Annotated in this window: 18 protein-coding genes; 16 read left to right on the top strand and 2 right to left on the bottom strand. The window is 63.6% G+C overall.

Translation table 11 applies throughout. The features are described 5' to 3' along the window. The first annotated feature begins 2 nt into the window (after nt 1-2). The 10 genes from F3H98_RS17690 (at nt 3) to F3H98_RS17645 (ending at nt 6,859) form a co-directional block, all read left to right on the top strand. Nucleotides 3-1,406, top strand: a complete 1,404-nt coding sequence (locus F3H98_RS17690) for a pyruvate dehydrogenase complex dihydrolipoamide acetyltransferase (RefSeq protein WP_149761491.1) — start codon at nt 3-5, stop codon at nt 1,404-1,406. 31 nt (nt 1,407-1,437) lie between these two features. Then, nucleotides 1,438-1,980, top strand: a complete 543-nt coding sequence (locus F3H98_RS17685; RefSeq protein ID WP_149761490.1) for an HdeD family acid-resistance protein — start codon at nt 1,438-1,440, stop codon at nt 1,978-1,980. A gap of 76 nt (nt 1,981-2,056) precedes the next feature. Further along, entirely contained in the window at nt 2,057-2,695 is a 639-nt protein-coding gene (locus F3H98_RS17680; protein ID WP_149761489.1) for an SGNH/GDSL hydrolase family protein, read from the top strand. 19 nt (nt 2,696-2,714) lie between these two features. Beyond that, nucleotides 2,715-4,178: a dihydrolipoyl dehydrogenase gene (lpdA, locus tag F3H98_RS17675; RefSeq protein ID WP_149761488.1), complete on the top strand. Its 1,464-nt coding sequence runs from the start codon at nt 2,715-2,717 to the stop codon at nt 4,176-4,178. A 76-nt stretch (nt 4,179-4,254) separates the two neighbouring features. Beyond that, the gene (locus F3H98_RS17670; RefSeq protein WP_149761487.1) at nt 4,255-4,539 is read left to right on the top strand and encodes a GlsB/YeaQ/YmgE family stress response membrane protein; all 285 of its coding nucleotides are present in this window, start codon (nt 4,255-4,257) and stop codon (nt 4,537-4,539) included. Nucleotides 4,540-4,546: 7 nt separating this feature from the next. Beyond that, nucleotides 4,547-5,512 (top strand): lipoyl synthase, encoded by a 966-nt coding sequence (lipA, locus tag F3H98_RS17665; protein ID WP_149761486.1) that lies wholly within the window; start codon nt 4,547-4,549, stop codon nt 5,510-5,512. 22 nt (nt 5,513-5,534) lie between these two features. Further along, nucleotides 5,535-5,744: a hypothetical protein gene (locus F3H98_RS17660; protein ID WP_149761485.1), complete on the top strand. Its 210-nt coding sequence runs from the start codon at nt 5,535-5,537 to the stop codon at nt 5,742-5,744. Between the two features lie 2 nt (nt 5,745-5,746). Then, nucleotides 5,747-6,202, top strand: coding sequence for a type II toxin-antitoxin system RatA family toxin (locus tag F3H98_RS17655; RefSeq protein ID WP_149761484.1), 456 nt, complete (start codon nt 5,747-5,749; stop codon nt 6,200-6,202). A 41-nt stretch (nt 6,203-6,243) separates the two neighbouring features. Further along, the gene (locus tag F3H98_RS17650) at nt 6,244-6,540 is read left to right on the top strand and encodes a type II toxin-antitoxin system RelE/ParE family toxin (RefSeq protein WP_149761483.1); all 297 of its coding nucleotides are present in this window, start codon (nt 6,244-6,246) and stop codon (nt 6,538-6,540) included. Between the two features lie 10 nt (nt 6,541-6,550). Beyond that, nucleotides 6,551-6,859, top strand: coding sequence for a HigA family addiction module antitoxin (locus F3H98_RS17645; protein WP_149761482.1), 309 nt, complete (start codon nt 6,551-6,553; stop codon nt 6,857-6,859). 106 nt (nt 6,860-6,965) lie between these two features. Here F3H98_RS17645 and F3H98_RS17640 read toward each other — a convergent pair whose 3' ends face one another. Beyond that, the gene (locus tag F3H98_RS17640) at nt 6,966-7,454 is read right to left on the bottom strand and encodes a CinA family protein (protein ID WP_149761481.1); all 489 of its coding nucleotides are present in this window, start codon (nt 7,452-7,454) and stop codon (nt 6,966-6,968) included. Further along, complete coding sequence (locus tag F3H98_RS17635) at nt 7,451-8,677, bottom strand: bifunctional 2-C-methyl-D-erythritol 4-phosphate cytidylyltransferase/2-C-methyl-D-erythritol 2,4-cyclodiphosphate synthase (RefSeq protein ID WP_244621766.1); 1,227 nt, start codon at nt 8,675-8,677, stop codon at nt 7,451-7,453. Before F3H98_RS17635 ends, F3H98_RS17640 begins: the two co-directional genes overlap by 4 nt. 153 nt (nt 8,678-8,830) lie before the next feature. Here F3H98_RS17635 and dusB point away from each other — a divergent pair, with 153 nt between their 5' ends. The 6 genes from dusB (at nt 8,831) to F3H98_RS17605 (ending at nt 17,176) form a co-directional block, all read left to right on the top strand. Then, nucleotides 8,831-9,862 (top strand): tRNA dihydrouridine synthase DusB, encoded by a 1,032-nt coding sequence (gene dusB, locus F3H98_RS17630; protein WP_149761479.1) that lies wholly within the window; start codon nt 8,831-8,833, stop codon nt 9,860-9,862. Continuing rightward, nucleotides 9,859-10,998 carry a two-component system sensor histidine kinase NtrB gene (locus F3H98_RS17625; RefSeq protein WP_149761478.1) on the top strand — a complete coding sequence of 380 codons (1,140 nt, stop codon included), beginning with the start codon at nt 9,859-9,861 and terminating at the stop codon, nt 10,996-10,998. Before dusB ends, F3H98_RS17625 begins: the two co-directional genes overlap by 4 nt. Next, on the top strand, nt 10,995-12,452 hold the full coding sequence (gene ntrC / locus F3H98_RS17620) for a nitrogen regulation protein NR(I) (RefSeq protein WP_149761477.1): 1,458 nt from the start codon (nt 10,995-10,997) through the stop codon (nt 12,450-12,452). The genes F3H98_RS17625 and ntrC overlap by 4 nt, the downstream gene beginning before the upstream one ends. A 259-nt stretch (nt 12,453-12,711) precedes the next feature. After that, nucleotides 12,712-14,991: a sensor histidine kinase NtrY-like gene (locus F3H98_RS17615; RefSeq protein WP_149761476.1), complete on the top strand. Its 2,280-nt coding sequence runs from the start codon at nt 12,712-12,714 to the stop codon at nt 14,989-14,991. After that, on the top strand, nt 14,981-16,342 hold the full coding sequence (gene ntrX, locus F3H98_RS17610; protein ID WP_149761475.1) for a nitrogen assimilation response regulator NtrX: 1,362 nt from the start codon (nt 14,981-14,983) through the stop codon (nt 16,340-16,342). Before F3H98_RS17615 ends, ntrX begins: the two co-directional genes overlap by 11 nt. 69 nt (nt 16,343-16,411) lie before the next feature. After that, the gene (locus F3H98_RS17605) at nt 16,412-17,176 is read left to right on the top strand and encodes an MBL fold metallo-hydrolase (protein WP_149761474.1); all 765 of its coding nucleotides are present in this window, start codon (nt 16,412-16,414) and stop codon (nt 17,174-17,176) included. Nucleotides 17,177-17,195: the final 19 nt, after the last annotated feature.

Below are 17,195 nucleotides of genomic sequence, written 5' to 3'. Positions count from 1 at the left end.
TTATGCCCATCAACATCACCATGCCGGCCCTCTCGCCCACGATGGAGGAGGGCAACCTCGCCAAGTGGCTGGTCAAGGAAGGCGACAAGGTCGCGCCAGGCGACGTGATCGCCGAGATCGAGACCGACAAGGCGACGATGGAAGTCGAAGCCGTCGATGAAGGCACGGTCGCAAAGCTGGTCGTGCCGGCAGGCACCGAGGGCGTCAAGGTCAACGCGCTGATCGCCATCCTCGCCGGGGAAGGCGAAGACGCGAGTGCGGCAGCGAAGAGCGGTGGCGATGCGGCGCCGGCAAAGGCCGAGGCACCGAAGGCGGAGGCACCGAAAGCCGAGCCTGCCAAGGCGGAGGCGCCGAAGACTTCCGGTAACGGCGCCGCGTCTGAAGAAGGCGCCTCCACCCCGGCGCTGCGCGCCGACACTCCCCACAAGGGGGAGGGTAACGGCGGCGACCGCACATTTGCTTCACCGCTGGCGCGGCGCATCGCCAGGGATGCCGGCGTCGATGTGGCGGCGGTGACCGGCTCCGGCCCGCATGGCCGCGTGGTGAAGGCTGATGTCGAGGCGGCGATCGCCGGCGGCGGCGCCAAGGCGGCTCCGGCAGCGAAGGCGGCCCCGGCTGCTGGCGCGGCACCTGCCGCAGCCCCCGCCGCAAAGTCGATGTCGGACGAGCAGGTGCTGAAGCTGTTCGAACAGGGCTCCTACGAACTCATCCCGCACGACAATATGAGGAAGACGATCGCCCGCCGACTGGTCGAGGCCAAATCGACGATTCCGCATTTTTACCTGACGCTCGATTGCGAACTCGACGCACTGCTGAAGCTGCGCGCCGAACTGAATGCTGCAGCCCCCGTGAAGAAGACCGACAAGGGCGAGGCGCCTGCCTACAAACTCTCGGTCAACGACCTGATCATCAAGGCGATGGCGCTGGCGCTGCGCGACGTGCCGGCCGCCAACGCGTCGTGGACCGACAGCAACATGGTGCAGCACAAGCATTCCGACGTCGGCGTCGCCGTGTCGATCCCCGGCGGGCTGATCACGCCGATCATCCGCAAGGCCGAGGAAAAGACGCTGTCGGTGATCTCCAACGAGATGAAGGACCTTGCCGCGCGCGCCCGCAACCGCAAACTCAAGCCCGAGGAATATCAGGGCGGCACAACCGCGGTTTCCAACCTCGGCATGTTCGGCATCAAGGATTTCTCGGCCGTCATCAACCCGCCGCACGCAACGATCCTGGCGGTTGGCGCCGGCGAGGAGCGGGCGGTCGTGAAGAAGGGCGAGATCACGATAGCCAACATCATGTCGGTGACGCTGTCGACCGATCACCGCGCCGTCGACGGCGCGCTCGGCGCGGAGCTTCTGGGCGCCTTCAAGCGCCACATCGAGAACCCAATGGGAATGCTGGTGTAAGACGTTTTCTCACCAAAGGGAGACCACGGCGATGACAGCCTCGGCACATGGCGAACAGTTGCGGACGTCCTGGGTGTGGATGGCGGTCCTCGCCGTCATCTCGCTGATCGGCGGTATTCTGGCGCTGCTTAATCCGCTCGCCGCCACGATTGCGGCCACGGTCATGGCCGGTTGGGTGTTTGCCGCGCTCGGCGCGATCCAGGTCATCCAATCGTTCCGGGTGACGGGCTGGCCGGGTTTCCTGTGGGCGCTCCTGTTCGGCGTCCTCACGCTCGTCGTCGGTCTGTCGCTGGTTTTCAACCCGCTTGCCGGCATGGTCTCGCTGACCCTGCTCGTGGCCGTGCTCTTCCTGGTCATCGGCGTGGTGAAAATCCTCTATTCCTTTTCGCTGCGACCGATCTCGGGATGGGGCTGGGTGTTGGTCTCCGGCATCGTTTCGCTGGCGCTGGGCGTCATGATCCTCAGCGATTTCCCTTATTCGGCGACATCGGTGCTCGGCATCCTGCTAGCTGTGGAACTGCTGTCGAACGGCGTGCTTTTCCTGCTTCTGGCACTTGGACTGCGCAAGGCCTAGGGATGGCGCCTGGCGAAACCACCCACAACCGTAACCCCGCCCCGCAAGGGGGAGGGGAACACATGGGCGCAGCAGCATGAAAACCGTTCTCTGCTATGGCGATTCGCTGACCTGGGGCTACGACGCGGTCGGCCCTGGCCGGCACGCGCTGGCGGACCGCTGGCCGAGCGTGCTGCAGGCAGCCCTCGGTACGGGCGTGCAGGTGATCGCCGAAGGGCTGAACGGCCGCACCACCGCCTTCGACGACAATCTGGCCGGGGAGGACCGCAACGGAGTGCGCACCCTGCCGACCCTGCTCGGCACCCATTCGCCGCTCGACCTCGTCATCATCCTGCTCGGCTCCAACGACATGAAGCCGTGGATCCACGGCAATCCGCTTGCGGCCAAGCAGGGCATGGCGCGGCTGGTCAACATCGTGCGCGGCCATGCCTATCCGCTGGAGGCCGAAGCTCCGCAGGTGCTTCTGGTGTCGCCGCCGGCCGTCAGTCGCACCGAGAACGCCGAGTTTGCCGGCATGTTCGCCGGCGGCGACGCGGCGTCGCGCCACCTTGCCGGGCTCTACAGCGAGCTTGCCGACGAGGCGGGCTGCGGTTTCTTCGATGCCGGGTCGGTGGCCGAGACGACGCCGGTCGACGGCGTGCATCTTGACGCTGAAAACACCCGCGCCATAGGTGCGGCACTGGCGCCGCTGGTACGTGTGATGCTGGAGCTATGATTTTTCAAGGAGATTTTCTGTGGCCGAAAATTACGACGTCATCATCATCGGCTCGGGCCCGGGCGGCTATGTCGCGGCGATACGGGCAGCACAGCTTGGCCTGAAGACGGCCATCGTCGAACGCGAGCATCTGGCCGGCATCTGCTCCAACTGGGGTTGCATCCCAACCAAGGCACTGCTGCGCTCGGCTGAGGTGATGCATCTGGCCACGCACGCCAAGAATTACGGGCTGAAAGTCGACGGCAAGATCGAGGCCGACCTGAGGGCGGTTGTCCAGCGCTCGCGCGGCATTGCCGAGCGCATGAACGGCGGCGTCGGCTTCCTGATGAAGAAGAACAAGGTCGACGTGATATGGGGCGAGGCGAAGCTGACCAAGGCAGCCTCTAGTGACAAGCCGGGCGAGATCGTCGTCGGCAAGTCGTCGAAGCCGCCGATGCAGCCGCAGGCGCCGCTGCCCAAAAACACCAAGGGCGAGGGCACCTATACGGCCAAGCACATCATCCTTGCCACCGGCGCCAGGCCGCGTGCGCTGCCCGGCATCGAACCGGACGGCAAGCTGATCTGGACCTATTTCGAGGCGATGGTGCCGCCGGAAATGCCGAAGTCGCTGCTGGTGATGGGCTCCGGCGCCATCGGCATCGAGTTTGCCTCGTTCTACCGCACAATGGGCGTCGACGTGACCGTGGTTGAGCTCCTGCCGCAGGTGATGCCGGTGGAGGACGCCGAAATCTCGGCCTTCGCCAAGAAACAGTTCGAGAAGCAGGGGATGAAGATCATCCTCGACGCCAAGGTGACCAAGGTCGAGAAGGCGGCGAACTCGGTCACCGCGCATGTCGAGATGAAGGACGGCAAAGTGGAGAAGATCACTGCCGACCGGCTCATCTCGGCCGTCGGCGTGCAGGGCAATGTCGAAAATCTCGGGCTGGAGGCGCTCGGCGTGAAGACCGACCGCGGCACCATCGTCATCGACGGTTACGGCAAGACCAATGTGCCGGGCATCTATGCCATCGGCGACGTCGCCGGGCCGCCCATGCTGGCGCACAAGGCCGAGCACGAGGCGGTGATCTGCGTGGAGAAGATCGCCGGTCTGCCCAACGTGCATCCGATGGACAAGCTGAAAATCCCCGGCTGCACCTACTGCAACCCGCAGGTCGCCTCGGTCGGCCTCACCGAAGCCAAGGCGAAGGCCGAAGGGCGCGATATCCGCGTCGGGCGTTTTCCGTTCGTCGCCAACGGCAAGGCAATCGCGCTCGGCGAGGACCAGGGCATGGCGAAGACGATCTTCGACAAGAAGACTGGCGAGCTTCTGGGTGCGCATCTGGTCGGCGCCGAGGTGACCGAACTGATCCAGGGTTTTGTCGTGGCGATGAACCTCGAAACCACCGAGGAAGAGCTGATGCACACCATCTTCCCGCATCCGACCCTGTCGGAGACGATGAAGGAGAGCGTGCTCGACGCCTATGGCCGTGCGCTCAACGCATGATTGACGCGCGCCGGCGGGACTGTTTTGCAAGCCGGTTCTGACTTATATGCGGGAAGACTGAGCGAGGAGACGGACGATGGAACAGAGCGTCGGCATCATGGGCATGCCTGGGGTAGGCTTCTTCGGCATGCTGCTGATCGGTTTCCTGGCCGGTTACATCGCCGAGAAGGCAATGAACCGCGACCATGGCCTGTTCACCAACATCCTGGTCGGGATCGCCGGCTCGTTCGTCGGCGGCACCCTGGCGGGCTTGCTGGATTTCAACTACCAGGGCTTTCTCGGCAACCTGCTCGTTGCCGCGATCGGCGCCATCGTCATCCTGTGGATTTTCGGGCGCGCCAAGGCGAGCGGAGTGAATTGAGACAAAAATGGTAACCTTGCTCGATACGGTTTCAAATCCGCCCCGCGCCAGGCATCCGGAGAAGGCTCACCGGCCTGACCAGAAAGTGCTGCGCAAGCCCGACTGGATCCGCGTCAAGGCGCCGGTCTCCAAGGGTTATGCCGAGACGCGCGAGATCGTGAAGTCGCACAAGCTGGTGACGGTGTGCGAGGAAGCCGGCTGCCCGAACATCGGCGAGTGCTGGGAAAAGAAGCACGCCACCTTCATGATCATGGGCGAGATCTGCACGCGCGCCTGTGCTTTCTGCAATGTCGCAACCGGCATTCCCACCGCGCTCGATGCCGATGAGCCCGCCCGCGTCGCCCATGCGGTGAAGCAGATGGGGCTGACGCATGTCGTCATCACCTCGGTCGACCGCGACGATCTGGCCGATGGCGGCGCGCAGCATTTCGCCGACGTGATCCACGCCATTCGCGCCGCGACGCCCAACACGACCATCGAGATCCTGACGCCGGACTTCCTGCGCAAGGAAGGCGCGCTGGAGATCGTGGTGGCCGCCAGGCCCGACGTTTTCAACCACAATCTGGAGACGGTGCCGTCGAACTACCTGACGGTTCGCCCCGGCGCCCGCTACTTCCATTCGATCCGGCTGTTGCAGCGGGTCAAGGAGCTCGACCCGTCGATCTTCACCAAGTCGGGCATCATGGTAGGGCTCGGCGAAGAGCGTAACGAAGTGCTGCAACTGATGGACGATTTGCGGTCGGCCAATGTCGACTTCATGACTATCGGCCAGTATCTGCAGCCGACGAAGAAGCACCATCCGGTGAAGAAGTTCGTCACGCCGGAAGAGTTCCAGTCCTATGCGACGATTGGCAAGACCAAGGGTTTCCTGCTTGTCGCATCCAGCCCGTTGACGCGCTCGTCCCACCATGCCGGCGACGATTTCGCCAAGTTGCGCGCCGCGCGGGAGAAGAAGCTTTCGCTCTCCGCCTGAACGAACTGGCGGAGGGCGCCGAATGCCTGAGAGATGCCCGCCGCGTTCTGGTCGTCGGCTGCGCGGGCAGCGGCAAGTCGACCCTGGCGCAGCCCGGCTGGAAGCTGCGCGCGGATCGAAAATCCGCGACGCGCTGGCCAGGCACGGCCCGGATGTGCCGGTTTTCATTCTCGATTCGCGCAGCGGTGCCGGCACCCTGCTTGCTCTTCTCGAAAGGCGTGATACGGACTGATCATGCCGCAGTTCGAGACCATTAAACACGTCAGCCACCCGCCTGAAGAGATGTTTGCGCTGGTCGCCGACGTCGAGAGGTATCCGGAATTCTTGCCACTGTGCGAAGCGCTGTCGGTGCGATCGCGCAAGGAGCGCGACGGCCGCACCGTGCTCGTCGCCGACATGACGGTGGGCTACAAGGCGATCCGCGAGACCTTCACCAGCCAGGTCCATCTGAAGCCCGACGAGAACGCCATCGACGTCAAATATCTCGACGGCCCGTTCCGCTATCTCAGCAACATCTGGCGCTTCGATGCGGCAGCGAACGGCGGCACCGACATCCATTTCTTCATCGACTACGAATTCAAGAGCCGCATCCTCGGCGCCATGATGGGCGCGATGTTCGACCGGGCGTTCCGCATGTTCACCAACGCCTTCGAGAAGCGGGCGGACGCGGTGTATGGGCGGGCAGGTTAGCGCATACTTGCGGTGTGGCCCATTGGGCGGTACACTACAGCATGATCGAGAACTTTCGTGACAGCTGGCTTCGAGAGTTCTTCGTCAATGATAGACATAGCAAACGGGTGCCGTCCGACATCGAAGCACGTCTGTTTCGCAAATTGCAGCTGATCGACGATGCAGTAAGCGATCTGGATTTGCGCAGCCCACCCAGCAACCATTTCGAGAAGCTTGTCGGACATTTGTCTGGTTGGCATTCCATTAGGGTCAATCAGCAATGGCGATTGGTGTTCGAATGGGATTCCGCCCGCGGCGTGGCCAAGGACGTCTATCTCGACAACCACTCCTATCGATGAGGTAAGGCAAATGTTGATGAGCGAGCGAGAACCGGTCAGCGTCGGCGAGATGCTCAAGCAGGAGTTTCTCGAGCCGCTGAATATTACTCAAGGCCAACTGGCTGAAGCCATGGGTGTGCCCCGCAAGCATGTGAACGAACTTTGCACCAATCGGCGTGCGGTCACTGCGGACACCGCGTTGATGCTAGCGCGTGTTTTCGGCAATAGCTCGGACTTCTGGCTTAACGTCCAGCGCCGCAACGACATCTGGAAGGCGCTGCACTCGCCGGAGCGGCGTCAAAGGATCGAGCGCGCAAGACCTGTCTCGCGAGCGGCATGACCCGCTACAGCGCGTAGCGCCGAATGGTATTCGGCGGCCGCGCTGTAACTCCTTGTTCGTGCATGTCGTTTATCCCGAAACCGAGGACACTTTCGGGCGACATGCATTAGCCTGAAAGCGCAGCGATCCCCATCTCCAGCGCCGTCCTTACCGTTTGGCGGCGGATGAAGTCGCGGCCCTTGTTTTCGAACTGATGCCGCTCGGCGATGGGCGGCTGCCCGGTCACGGCAAGGCCGAACCAGACGAGGCCGACCGGCTTTTCCGCCGAGCCGCCATCCGGTCCTGCAATGCCCGTCACGGCGAGCGCGATGCCGGCATGCGAGCGGGCGAGCGCGCCGGCGGCCATTTCGAGCGCGGTGTCACGCGACACCGCCCCATGGGCATCCAGCGTCACCGGAGAGACGCCGAGCATCTCGATCTTGGCGTCGTTCGAATAGGTGACGAAGCCGCGGTCGACCATCGAAGACGAGCCGGGAATGTCGGTCAGGACCGAAATAATCATGCCGCCGGTGCATGATTCGGCGGTGGCTGAAAGAATCTTGCGGGCAGCGCAGGCCTTGAGGAAGCGGTCGGCAAGTTCTCCAAGCTCGCTCATTCAGGGACCTCTCCGGGGTAGATGACACTGGCCGTCGCGATGGCCGCTATGCCTTCCTCACGGCCGACGAAACCGAGCTTTTCGTTGGTGGTTGCCTTGATCGAGATTCGCTCCCGGGCAATTCCAAGCATGTTCGATAGGGCCTCAGTCATGGCTTCGCGATGTGGGCCGACGCGCGGCGCCTCGCAGATGAGCGTGATATCGGCATTGGCGATGCGGCCGCCTTTCGAACGCACGATGGAGGCTGCATGTTCCACGAAGATATGCGACGCGACCCCCTTCCACTGCGGATCGGAGGGCGGGAAATGCGTGCCGATGTCGCCGGCGCCGCAGGTGGCCAGAAGCGCGTCGGTCAGCGCATGCAGGCCGACATCGGCATCGGAATGGCCGTTGAGCTTCTTCGTGTGGGGAATGGCGACGCCGCAAAGCGTCACATGGTCACCGGGCTCGAAGGAATGCACGTCGTAGCCATTGCCGGTGCGCACATCCGGAAATGCCGCCGGCCCGCCGGAAAGCCGTTCGTTGGCCATTGCGATATCCCTTGCCCAGGTCAGTTTGACGTTGTCGGGAGAGCCGAGAACAACCTTAACCGGAAGGCCGGCCCATTCGGCGATCGCCGCGTCGTCGGTGAAATCGTCGCGCCCGGCGGCGTGGGCGGCGTCGTGCGCGGAAAGGATCAGGCCGAACGGAAAGCCTTGCGGCGTCTGCGCGGCATGAAGGTGGGCGCGGGGAACCGTTTCAAGGATAGTGGTGTCGGCTGCGGCCCGCTTCAGCGTGTCGGACACCGGCAGGGCGGGCAGGGCGCCATGGCCCGCATCGACCGACGCGACGACCCTGTCGATCAACGCGGCATCGACAAAAGGGCGTACCCCGTCATGGATCAGCACGATGCCGGGTTTCTCGTCGGCGAGCGCGCTCAGCGCCAACCGGGTCGATTCCTGGCGCGTCGGCCCGCCCGGCACGACGATGAACGCACGGCTGTATTTTCCGCTTGCTGAAAGAAGCTCGCCATCGTCGGGATGGATCGCCACCACGATGCTGCCGATCGCGGGATGGCTGGCAAAGGCCTCGATGGTGCGGTGGATGACAGCGCGGCCGCCGATCCGGCGGTATTGCTTCGGACCTTCGGCAGACTGGCCGGCGCGCTCGCCGCGGCCCGCCGCGACGATGACGACCGCCACCTTGCCCTCAGGAAGCCCGGATTCTGTTGTCTTTTCACCCATGTCGAGACGCATAGCGGCGGGCTGTTACAAAGGCTAGTGCAAAGCAAGGCCAGCCCAAGCAGTGTGACGAAAGTTTGAGTGCCTTCGCAGTTGCACAAACGTGCAAAACTGTCTAGGCAATGAGCAGTGGACCAAAGTGCCCGGTTTTTGTGCATGACTTCTCTTTCCCAACTCGGCCAACCGCTTGCCATAGGCGCGGTCGAAATCCGCAACCGCGTGTTTCTTGCGCCGATGTCGGGCATCACCGACGAGGCGTTCCGCATGCGCGCGCACGGGCACGGCGCCGGGCTGGTGGTTTCGGAAATGGTGGCGAGCGGAGAGCTAGCAAGGGGCCGGCAGGAATCGGAACGGCGAATCCGGCGACCGGACATTCCCGTCCACATGGTGCAGCTTGCCGGGCGCGAGGCGGGTCACATGGCGGAAGCCGCACGTATCGCGGCAGGCGAGGGCGCCGACATCATCGACATCAACATGGGCTGCCCCGCCAAGAAGGTGACCGGCGGTTATGCCGGTTCGGCGCTGATGCGCGAGCCCGACCACGCGCTGTCGCTGATCGAAGCGGTAATCGGTGCGGTCAAAGTGCCGGTGACGGTGAAAATGCGGCTCGGCTGGGACGAGGGCGCGCTCAACGCGCCGCTTCTGGCGCGCCGCGCAGAGCAGGCCGGCGTGCGGATGGTGACGGTACATGGCCGCACGCGTTGCCAGTTCTACCAGGGCAAGGCCGACTGGCGGGCGATCGCACGGGTGAAGCAGGCGGTATCCATTCCCGTCGTCGCCAATGGCGATGTGACCTCGGCGGCCGATGCTGCGCTGGTGCTGGAACAATCCGGCGCCGACGCGGTGATGGTCGGCCGCGGCAATTACGGCGCGCCGTGGACGTCTGCCGAAATCGCCGAGGCTGCAGGTGCGGCGGCAGCGCAGGGCATTCCCGCAGGCGGTGAAGAACTGGCGGATTATGTGATCGCCCACTACGAGGCGATGCTGTCGCTCTACGGCGTCGAAAGCGGCCTGCGGCAGGCCCGAAAACACCTCGGCTGGTATCTCGACCGCCACGCCGCCTCGGTTTCGGCGGAACAGCGCAAGGCGATCATGACCGGTCTCCAGCCGCAAAGCGTGATTGCCGAGCTGCGCGAAGCGTTCGTCGCGCAAGCCGGCAACCTCCAGCTACTGAAGGACGTCGCATGAATGTGACGCAGGCAGCAACGCCGGCGCCGGCCGACGCCGCGCAGATCGTGCTCAACACGATCCGCCATCCGGTGATCATGATCAGCGCCGAGGGGTTCATCACTTTTGCGAATGCCGACGCGGAAGATTTCTTCCGCGCCAGCGCCACCATGCTCGGCCGCCATACGCTGAGCAAGTTCGTGCCGTTCGGCAGCCCGCTGCTGACGCTGGTTGAGCAGGTGCGGGAGCGCCGCGCGCCGGTGAACGAATACCGCGTCGATATTTCCTCGCCGCGGCTCGGCGTCGAAAAGATCGTCGACATCTATGTCGCGCCGGTGCCGGAACTGCCGGGTTCGGTGGTGGTGATGTTCCAGGAACGCTCGATGGCCGACAAGATAGACCGCCAGATGACGCATCGCGGGGCGGCGCGCTCGGTGACCGGCCTGGCCGCCATGCTGGCGCACGAGATCAAGAACCCGCTGTCGGGAATTCGCGGCGCTGCCCAGCTTCTGGAAACCGCGGTGTCGGACGAAGACCGGGCGCTGACACGCCTGATCACCGACGAAACCGACCGCATCGTCTCGCTGGTCGACCGGATGGAGGTGTTTTCGGACGAGCGGCCGATCGACCGCTATCCCGTCAACATCCATATCGTGCTCGATCATGTGAAGGCCATTGCCAGAAACGGTTTCGCCAGAGGAATCAAGATCATAGAGGATTATGATCCATCATTGCCTCCGGTTTATGCCAACCGCGACCAACTGATCCAGGTGTTCCTGAACCTAGTCAAGAACGCCGCAGAAGCGATCGGAAGCGATCCGCAAGGCGAGATCACCCTGTCGACCGCGTTTCGGCCGGGCATTCGCGTTTCGGTGCCGGGCACGCAGGACCGTGTCTCGCTGCCGCTGGAGTTTTCGGTGCGCGACAACGGGCCAGGCGTACCGGAAGACATCCTGCCGATCCTGTTCGACCCCTTCATCACCACCAAGCCGAACGGCTCCGGGCTCGGGCTGGCGCTGGTGGCGAAAATCGTCGGCGAGCATGGCGGCGTCATCGAATGCGATTCGACGCCGCGCGGCACCCTGTTCCGCATATTGCTGCCGGCATGGAAAGAAACGCCGGTCGCCGGCGACAGCGATGCAAGGTCTGGCCGATGAGTGTACGTGGAAACATTCTGGTCGCTGACGACGATGCGGCGATCCGCACCGTGCTGAACCAGGCGCTATCGCGCTCGGGGCACGAGGTGCGCGTCACCTCGAACGCGGCCACGCTGTGGCGCTGGGTGGCGGCGGGCGAGGGCGATCTCGTCATCACGGACGTGGTGATGCCCGACGAAAACGCCTTCGACATGCTGCCGCGCATCAAGAAGGCGCGGCCGGAGTTGCCGGTCATCGTGATGAGTGCGCAGAACACCTTCATGACGGCGATCCGGGCGTCGGAAACCGGCGCCTACGAATATCTGCCGAAGCCTTTCGATCTCACCGAGCTTCTGACCATCGTCAACCGGGCGCTTTCGGAGCCAAAGCGGCTGTCGCCCGAACCGCGCGGCGACGATCAGCCCGAAACGATGCCGCTGGTTGGCCGTTCCGGCGCCATGCAGGACATCTACCGGATGCTCGCCCGCATGATGCAGACAGACCTGACGGTGATGATTTCGGGCGAATCCGGCACCGGCAAGGAACTGGTGGCGCGCGCGCTGCATGAATATGGCCGCCGCCGCAACGGACCATTCGTGGCGATCAACATGGCGGCGATCCCACGAGACCTGATCGAGTCGGAGCTGTTCGGCCACGAGAAGGGGGCTTTCACCGGCGCGCAGAACCGCTCGACGGGTCGCTTCGAGCAGGCCGAGGGCGGCACGCTGTTCCTTGACGAGATCGGCGACATGCCGATGGAGGCGCAGACCAGGCTGCTGCGCGTGCTGCAGCAGGGCGAATACACCACCGTTGGCGGCCGCACGCCGATCAAGACCGACGTGCGCATCGTCGCAGCCACCAACAAGGATCTGCGCACGCTGATCAACCAGGGGCTTTTCCGCGAGGACCTGTTCTACCGGCTGAACGTGGTGCCGCTCCGCCTGCCGCCGCTGCGCGAACGGGCCGAAGACATTCCCGACCTCGTGCGCCATTTCTTCAAGCAGGTGGAGAAGGAAGGCCTGCAGATCAAGCGTATCTCCAGCGGCGGCGTAGAGCTGATGAAGCGCTATGCCTGGCCGGGCAATGTGCGCGAGCTGGAAAACCTTGTCCGCCGGCTGGCGGCACTTTATCCACAGGACGAGATTTCGGCCGAGATCATCGACGCCGAATTGCGCACCGGCGAAGCGCCGCCCCCTTCGGGAGGTGGCGTACTGCCTGACGATCTGTCGATCGGGCAGGCGGTGGAGCACTATCTCCAGCGCTATTTCGCCCAGTTCAAGGGCGATCTGCCGCCGCCGGGCCTCTATCAGCGCATCCTGGCCGAGGTGGAGTATCCGCTGATTCTCGCGGCCATGACCGGCACGCGCGGCAACCAGATCAAGGCGGCGGACCTGCTCGGCGTCAACCGCAACACGCTGCGCAAGAAGATCCGGGAGCTCGGCGTCAACGTCTACCGGGGCTCCAAACAGGGCTGATCGCGCTAAAGACTTCTCACGGTGACCCGGTTCCAACATCGGTATCCCTGCCGAAAGCACGCCGTTCAGGCGAATGTCGGGATCGAAGTAACGCTGGCAAGTGTGTGATTCTAATCAATTTCTTGATTTTTCATCGCGCGATGCCCGCGACGTCGGGTATATGAAAATGTCAAAATTGTTCCGCCAGCATAGTTTTGTTGCATAATCGCCACAATGCGTTGCATAGATGCAACGGAATCACTGGCTTTCAGAAGCAAGAATGACGACTGACATCCAGGCAGCGGCACGGCCGCTGTTTCCGAAATCGACTTCCGAAACGCGCCGTCTCCTGGCATTGCCCGGCGTCATCGCCGTGGTCGGCGCCATGCTGACGGCTGCGATCTCGTTCGTCATCCTGCTCGGCGGTCTTGAGCCCTACATCGCGCCCACGGAAAGGACGACGCTGGCGGTCATCGCCATCAACGCGGTGTTCGTGCTCCTGCTGATCACGCTCATTGCCCGCGAGGCGCATCGCATCCTGATGGCCAGGCGGCGCGGCAAGGCGGCATCGCGGCTGCATGTGCGCATCGTCGCCATGTTCTCGCTGGTCGCGGCGATCCCCGCCATCCTGGTTGCCGTGGTCGCCTCGATCACTCTCGACATCGGCCTTGACCGCTGGTTCGAGATCCGGACCAAGACAATCATCAGCCAGTCGCTGTCGATCGCCGACGCCTATGTGCAGGAGAACGGCCGCACCCTGCAGAACACGACGCTTTCGATGGCGTTCACGCTGGACCAGGCGCAGGCGCTCTACAATCTGGACCGGACGGGATTTCGCGAGCTGATGACCAGGCAGGCCATCGGCCGCGGCCTGGCGCATGCCGCCCTCGTGCGCGCCGACGGTTCGATGGTCGCGGCAGCCGACACCAAGGCTGATTTTCCGATCCCGGAAATCCCCGACGAGTGGATCCAGTCGGCGACGGAAGCGCAGCCGGTGCTGATCGAACCGCGCAGCCGCAACATCGTCGGCGCCATCGTCAAGCTGCGCGATATTCCCGACGCCTATCTCTACACCATCCGCCTGGTCGACCCGGAAGTGATCAAAGCGCGCCAGATCGTGCGCTCCAATGCGGCCGAATACCGTGGGCTCGAGGCTTCGCGACCGACGACGCAGATCGCCTTCGCGCTGCTCTATCTCGGCTTGACGCTGATCGTGGTGCTGGCCGCGATCTGGACGGGCATTGCGGTCGCCGACAGGCTGGTGAGGCCGATCCGCCAGTTGATCGGCGCTGCCGACGAAGTCTCCACCGGAAATCTCGATGTGTCGGTTCCGGTCAGGATCTCCGACGGAGATGTCGGCTCGCTCGCCGATACCTTCAACAAGATGATCCTGGAGCTGAAATCGCAACGCAACGAACTGCTCAACGCCAAGGATCTGATCGACGATCGCCGGCGATTTTCCGAGGCGGTCCTGGCGGGCGTCACCGCAGGCGTCATCGGCGTCGATTCCCACGGCAACATCACCATCGTGAACCGATCGGCGCAGACGATGCTGGCGATTTCCGAAAAAGCGGTCGGCCAGAACCTGTCGATCATCCTGCCGCACGTCGGCCGCGTGCTGGAGATCGGCCGCAAGTCAGGGCGCCCGGTGTATCGCGAACAGGTAACATTCTACCGGGCAGGCGCCGAGCGCACCTTCAACGTGCTGGTCACGGTCGAGGAAGAAACCGAGACGGACGATCAGTCCTATGTGGTCACCATCGACGACATCACCGACCTCGTACAGGCGCAGCGCACGTCCGCGTGGGCCGACGTGGCGCGCCGAATCGCCCACGAGATCAAGAACCCGCTGACGCCGATCCAGCTTTCGGCCGAACGCATCCGCCGCCGCTACGGCAAGGTAATCACCGAAGACCGCGAAGTCTTCGACCAGTGCACCGACACGATCATTCGCCAGGTCGAGGACATCGGCCGCATGGTCGACGAGTTCTCCGCTTTCGCGCGCATGCCCAAACCCGACATGCAAACACTCGACCTGCGCGAACCGCTGCGCGAAGCATCGTTCCTCGTGGAGGTCAGCCGGTCCGACATCAGTTTCGAGCGAGCCTTCGGCAGCGAGCCGCTGATGGGCACGTTCGACAGCCGGCTGATGGCGCAGGCCTTCGGCAACATCATCAAGAACGCCGCGGAGGCGATCGAGGGCGCCGAGCGCGACAACGCCCAGCCGGGCGTCATCCGTGTGCGCGCCGGCCGGGAAGGCAGCATGATCCGCGTCGACGTTATCGACAGTGGCAAGGGATTGCCGCGCGAAAACCGGCAGCGGCTGCTCGAGCCCTACATGACGACGCGCGAGAAGGGCACGGGACTTGGCCTCGCTATCGTCAAGAAGATCGTCGAAGACCACGGCGGCAGATTGGAACTGCACGATGCTCCCGCGGATTTCCACGGTGGGCGAGGGGCGATGATATCGATCGTACTCCCGGCGGCAACGGCCCAGGCACGCACTGAGACGCCGCCGTCAACCGGAAAAGAAACTGAAAAGGTCGGTAATGGCTTCTGACATTCTCATCGTTGACGACGAAGAAGACATCCGCGAACTGGTCGCAGGCATACTGAGCGACGAGGGCCACGAAACACGCACCGCATTCGACAGCGACAGCGCATTGGCGGCGATCGCGGACCGGGTGCCGAGGCTGGTGTTCCTCGACATCTGGCTGCAGGGGTCGCGGCTCGACGGCCTGGCGCTGCTCGACCAGATCAAGATCATGCATCCCGGGCTTCCGGTCGTCATGATTTCGGGCCACGGCACCATCGAGACGGCGGTTTCGGCGATCCGCCGCGGCGCATACGATTTCATCGAAAAGCCGTTCAAGGCGGACCGGCTGATCCTGATCGCCGAACGGGCGCTGGAAACCTCGAAACTGAAGCGCGAGGTCTCCGACCTCAAGCTGCGCAGCGGCGAGAGTTTTGACCTGATCGGCATGTCAACGGCGATGAACCAGTTGCGCCAGACGATCGAGCGCGTCGCCCCGACCAACAGCCGCGTCATGATCATCGGCCCGTCGGGATCGGGCAAGGAACTCGCCGCACGCGCCATCCACGCCCATTCGTCGCGCAAGGGCGGCCCGTTCGTGTCGGTGAACTCCGCCACGATCACGCCCGAACGCATGGAGATCGAGCTGTTCGGCACCGAATCGAACGGCGGCGAACGCAAGGTCGGTGCGCTGGAGGAAGCGCATCGCGGCATCCTCTATCTCGACGAAGTGGCCGACATGCCGCGCGAGACGCAGTCGAAAATCCTGCGCGTGCTGGTCGACCAGCAATTCGAGCGGGTAGGCGGAACCAAACGGGTCAAGGTCGACGTGCGCATCATCTCGTCGACGGCGCAAAATCTGGAGGCGATGATCGCCGAAGGCCGCTTCCGCGAAGACCTGTATCATCGCCTGGCCGTGGTGCCGGTGATGGTGCCGGGGCTTGCAGAACGGCGCGAGGACATCCCCTTCCTGGTCGACCATTTCATGCGCCAAGTGGCGCGCCAGGTCGGCATCAAGCCAAGGCGCATCGGCGACGACGCGCTGGCGGTGCTGCAGGCGCACAACTGGCCGGGCAATGTGCGGCAGCTGCGCAACAACATCGAGCGGCTGATGATCCTGGTGCGCGGCGACGATGTCGAGGCGCCGATCAGCGCCGACCTTCTGCCTTCCGAGATCGGCGATGTCATGCCGCGCGCGCCCAACCAGTCGGACCAGCACATCATGGCGCTGCCGCTGCGCGAGGCGCGGGAAATGTTCGAAAAGGAATATCTGTTGGCCCAGATCAACCGTTTCGGCGGCAATATCTCGCGCACCGCCGAATTCATTGGTATGGAACGTTCGGCCTTGCACAGGAAACTGAAGTCGCTCGGCGTCTGATCGCCGGCACACATTTGTTGCAGCAATTTCGCAAACTGCGGCACTAACCGATTGCGGAAAAAAGATAAAATGCGCGTCCAGCTTATTCGCAATGCGACCCTGAAAATGAACTATGGCGGCGCGACGATCCTCGTCGATCCCTACTTCGCGGCACGCCACAGCCTGCCGTCCTTCACCGGCCGGTCGCCCAATCCGATGACCGAACTGCCGGTTACGACCGATGAAATCGTCGACGGCGTCGAACTGGTGATCGTCTCGCACCTGCATACCGACCATTTCGATGCGGCCGCCATGGAACGCCTCGCGAAGGACCTGCCGGTGATCTGCCAGCCGGGCGATGAGGAGACGATCAGCAAGGCAGGTTTCCGCGACGTGACGCCGCTCGAAAGTGAACTGAAGTGGCGCGGCATAAAAATCACCCGCCGCGAGGGCAATCACGGCACCGGCGCGGTGCTGGAAAAGATGGGCAACGTGATGGGCTTCAGCCTTGAGGCGGAAGGCGAGCCTTCCGTCTACTGGACTGGCGATACGGTGTTTTATCCGCCAGTCGAGCAGACGATCCGTGAGACCCGGCCCGATGTCGTCTTCACACATTCCTGCGGGGCGGTCTGGGACAACACGCTGATCGTCATGGACGGCGCGCAGACCGTGGCGACATGCGAAGCGGCGCCGGGACATGCGACGGTCGTAGCCGTGCACATGGAAGCGCTCGACCACGCCTCTGTCGATCGCGCCGCGTTGCGCGCGTTTGCCGACGCCAAGGGGGTGGCGGCCGAGCGGTTGCTGATACCCGCCGATGGCGCGGTCATGGAATTTTCCAAGCCTCGCGTTTAACCGAATCTGTCGCCGTTAC

Source organism: Neomesorhizobium albiziae, from assembly GCF_900114255.1.
In the GTDB taxonomy this organism is placed as follows: Bacteria; Pseudomonadota; Alphaproteobacteria; order Rhizobiales; family Rhizobiaceae; genus Neomesorhizobium; species Neomesorhizobium albiziae.
The sequence above is the reverse complement of the archived record's forward strand: the minus strand, read 5'-3'. Positions and strand labels throughout refer to the sequence as shown.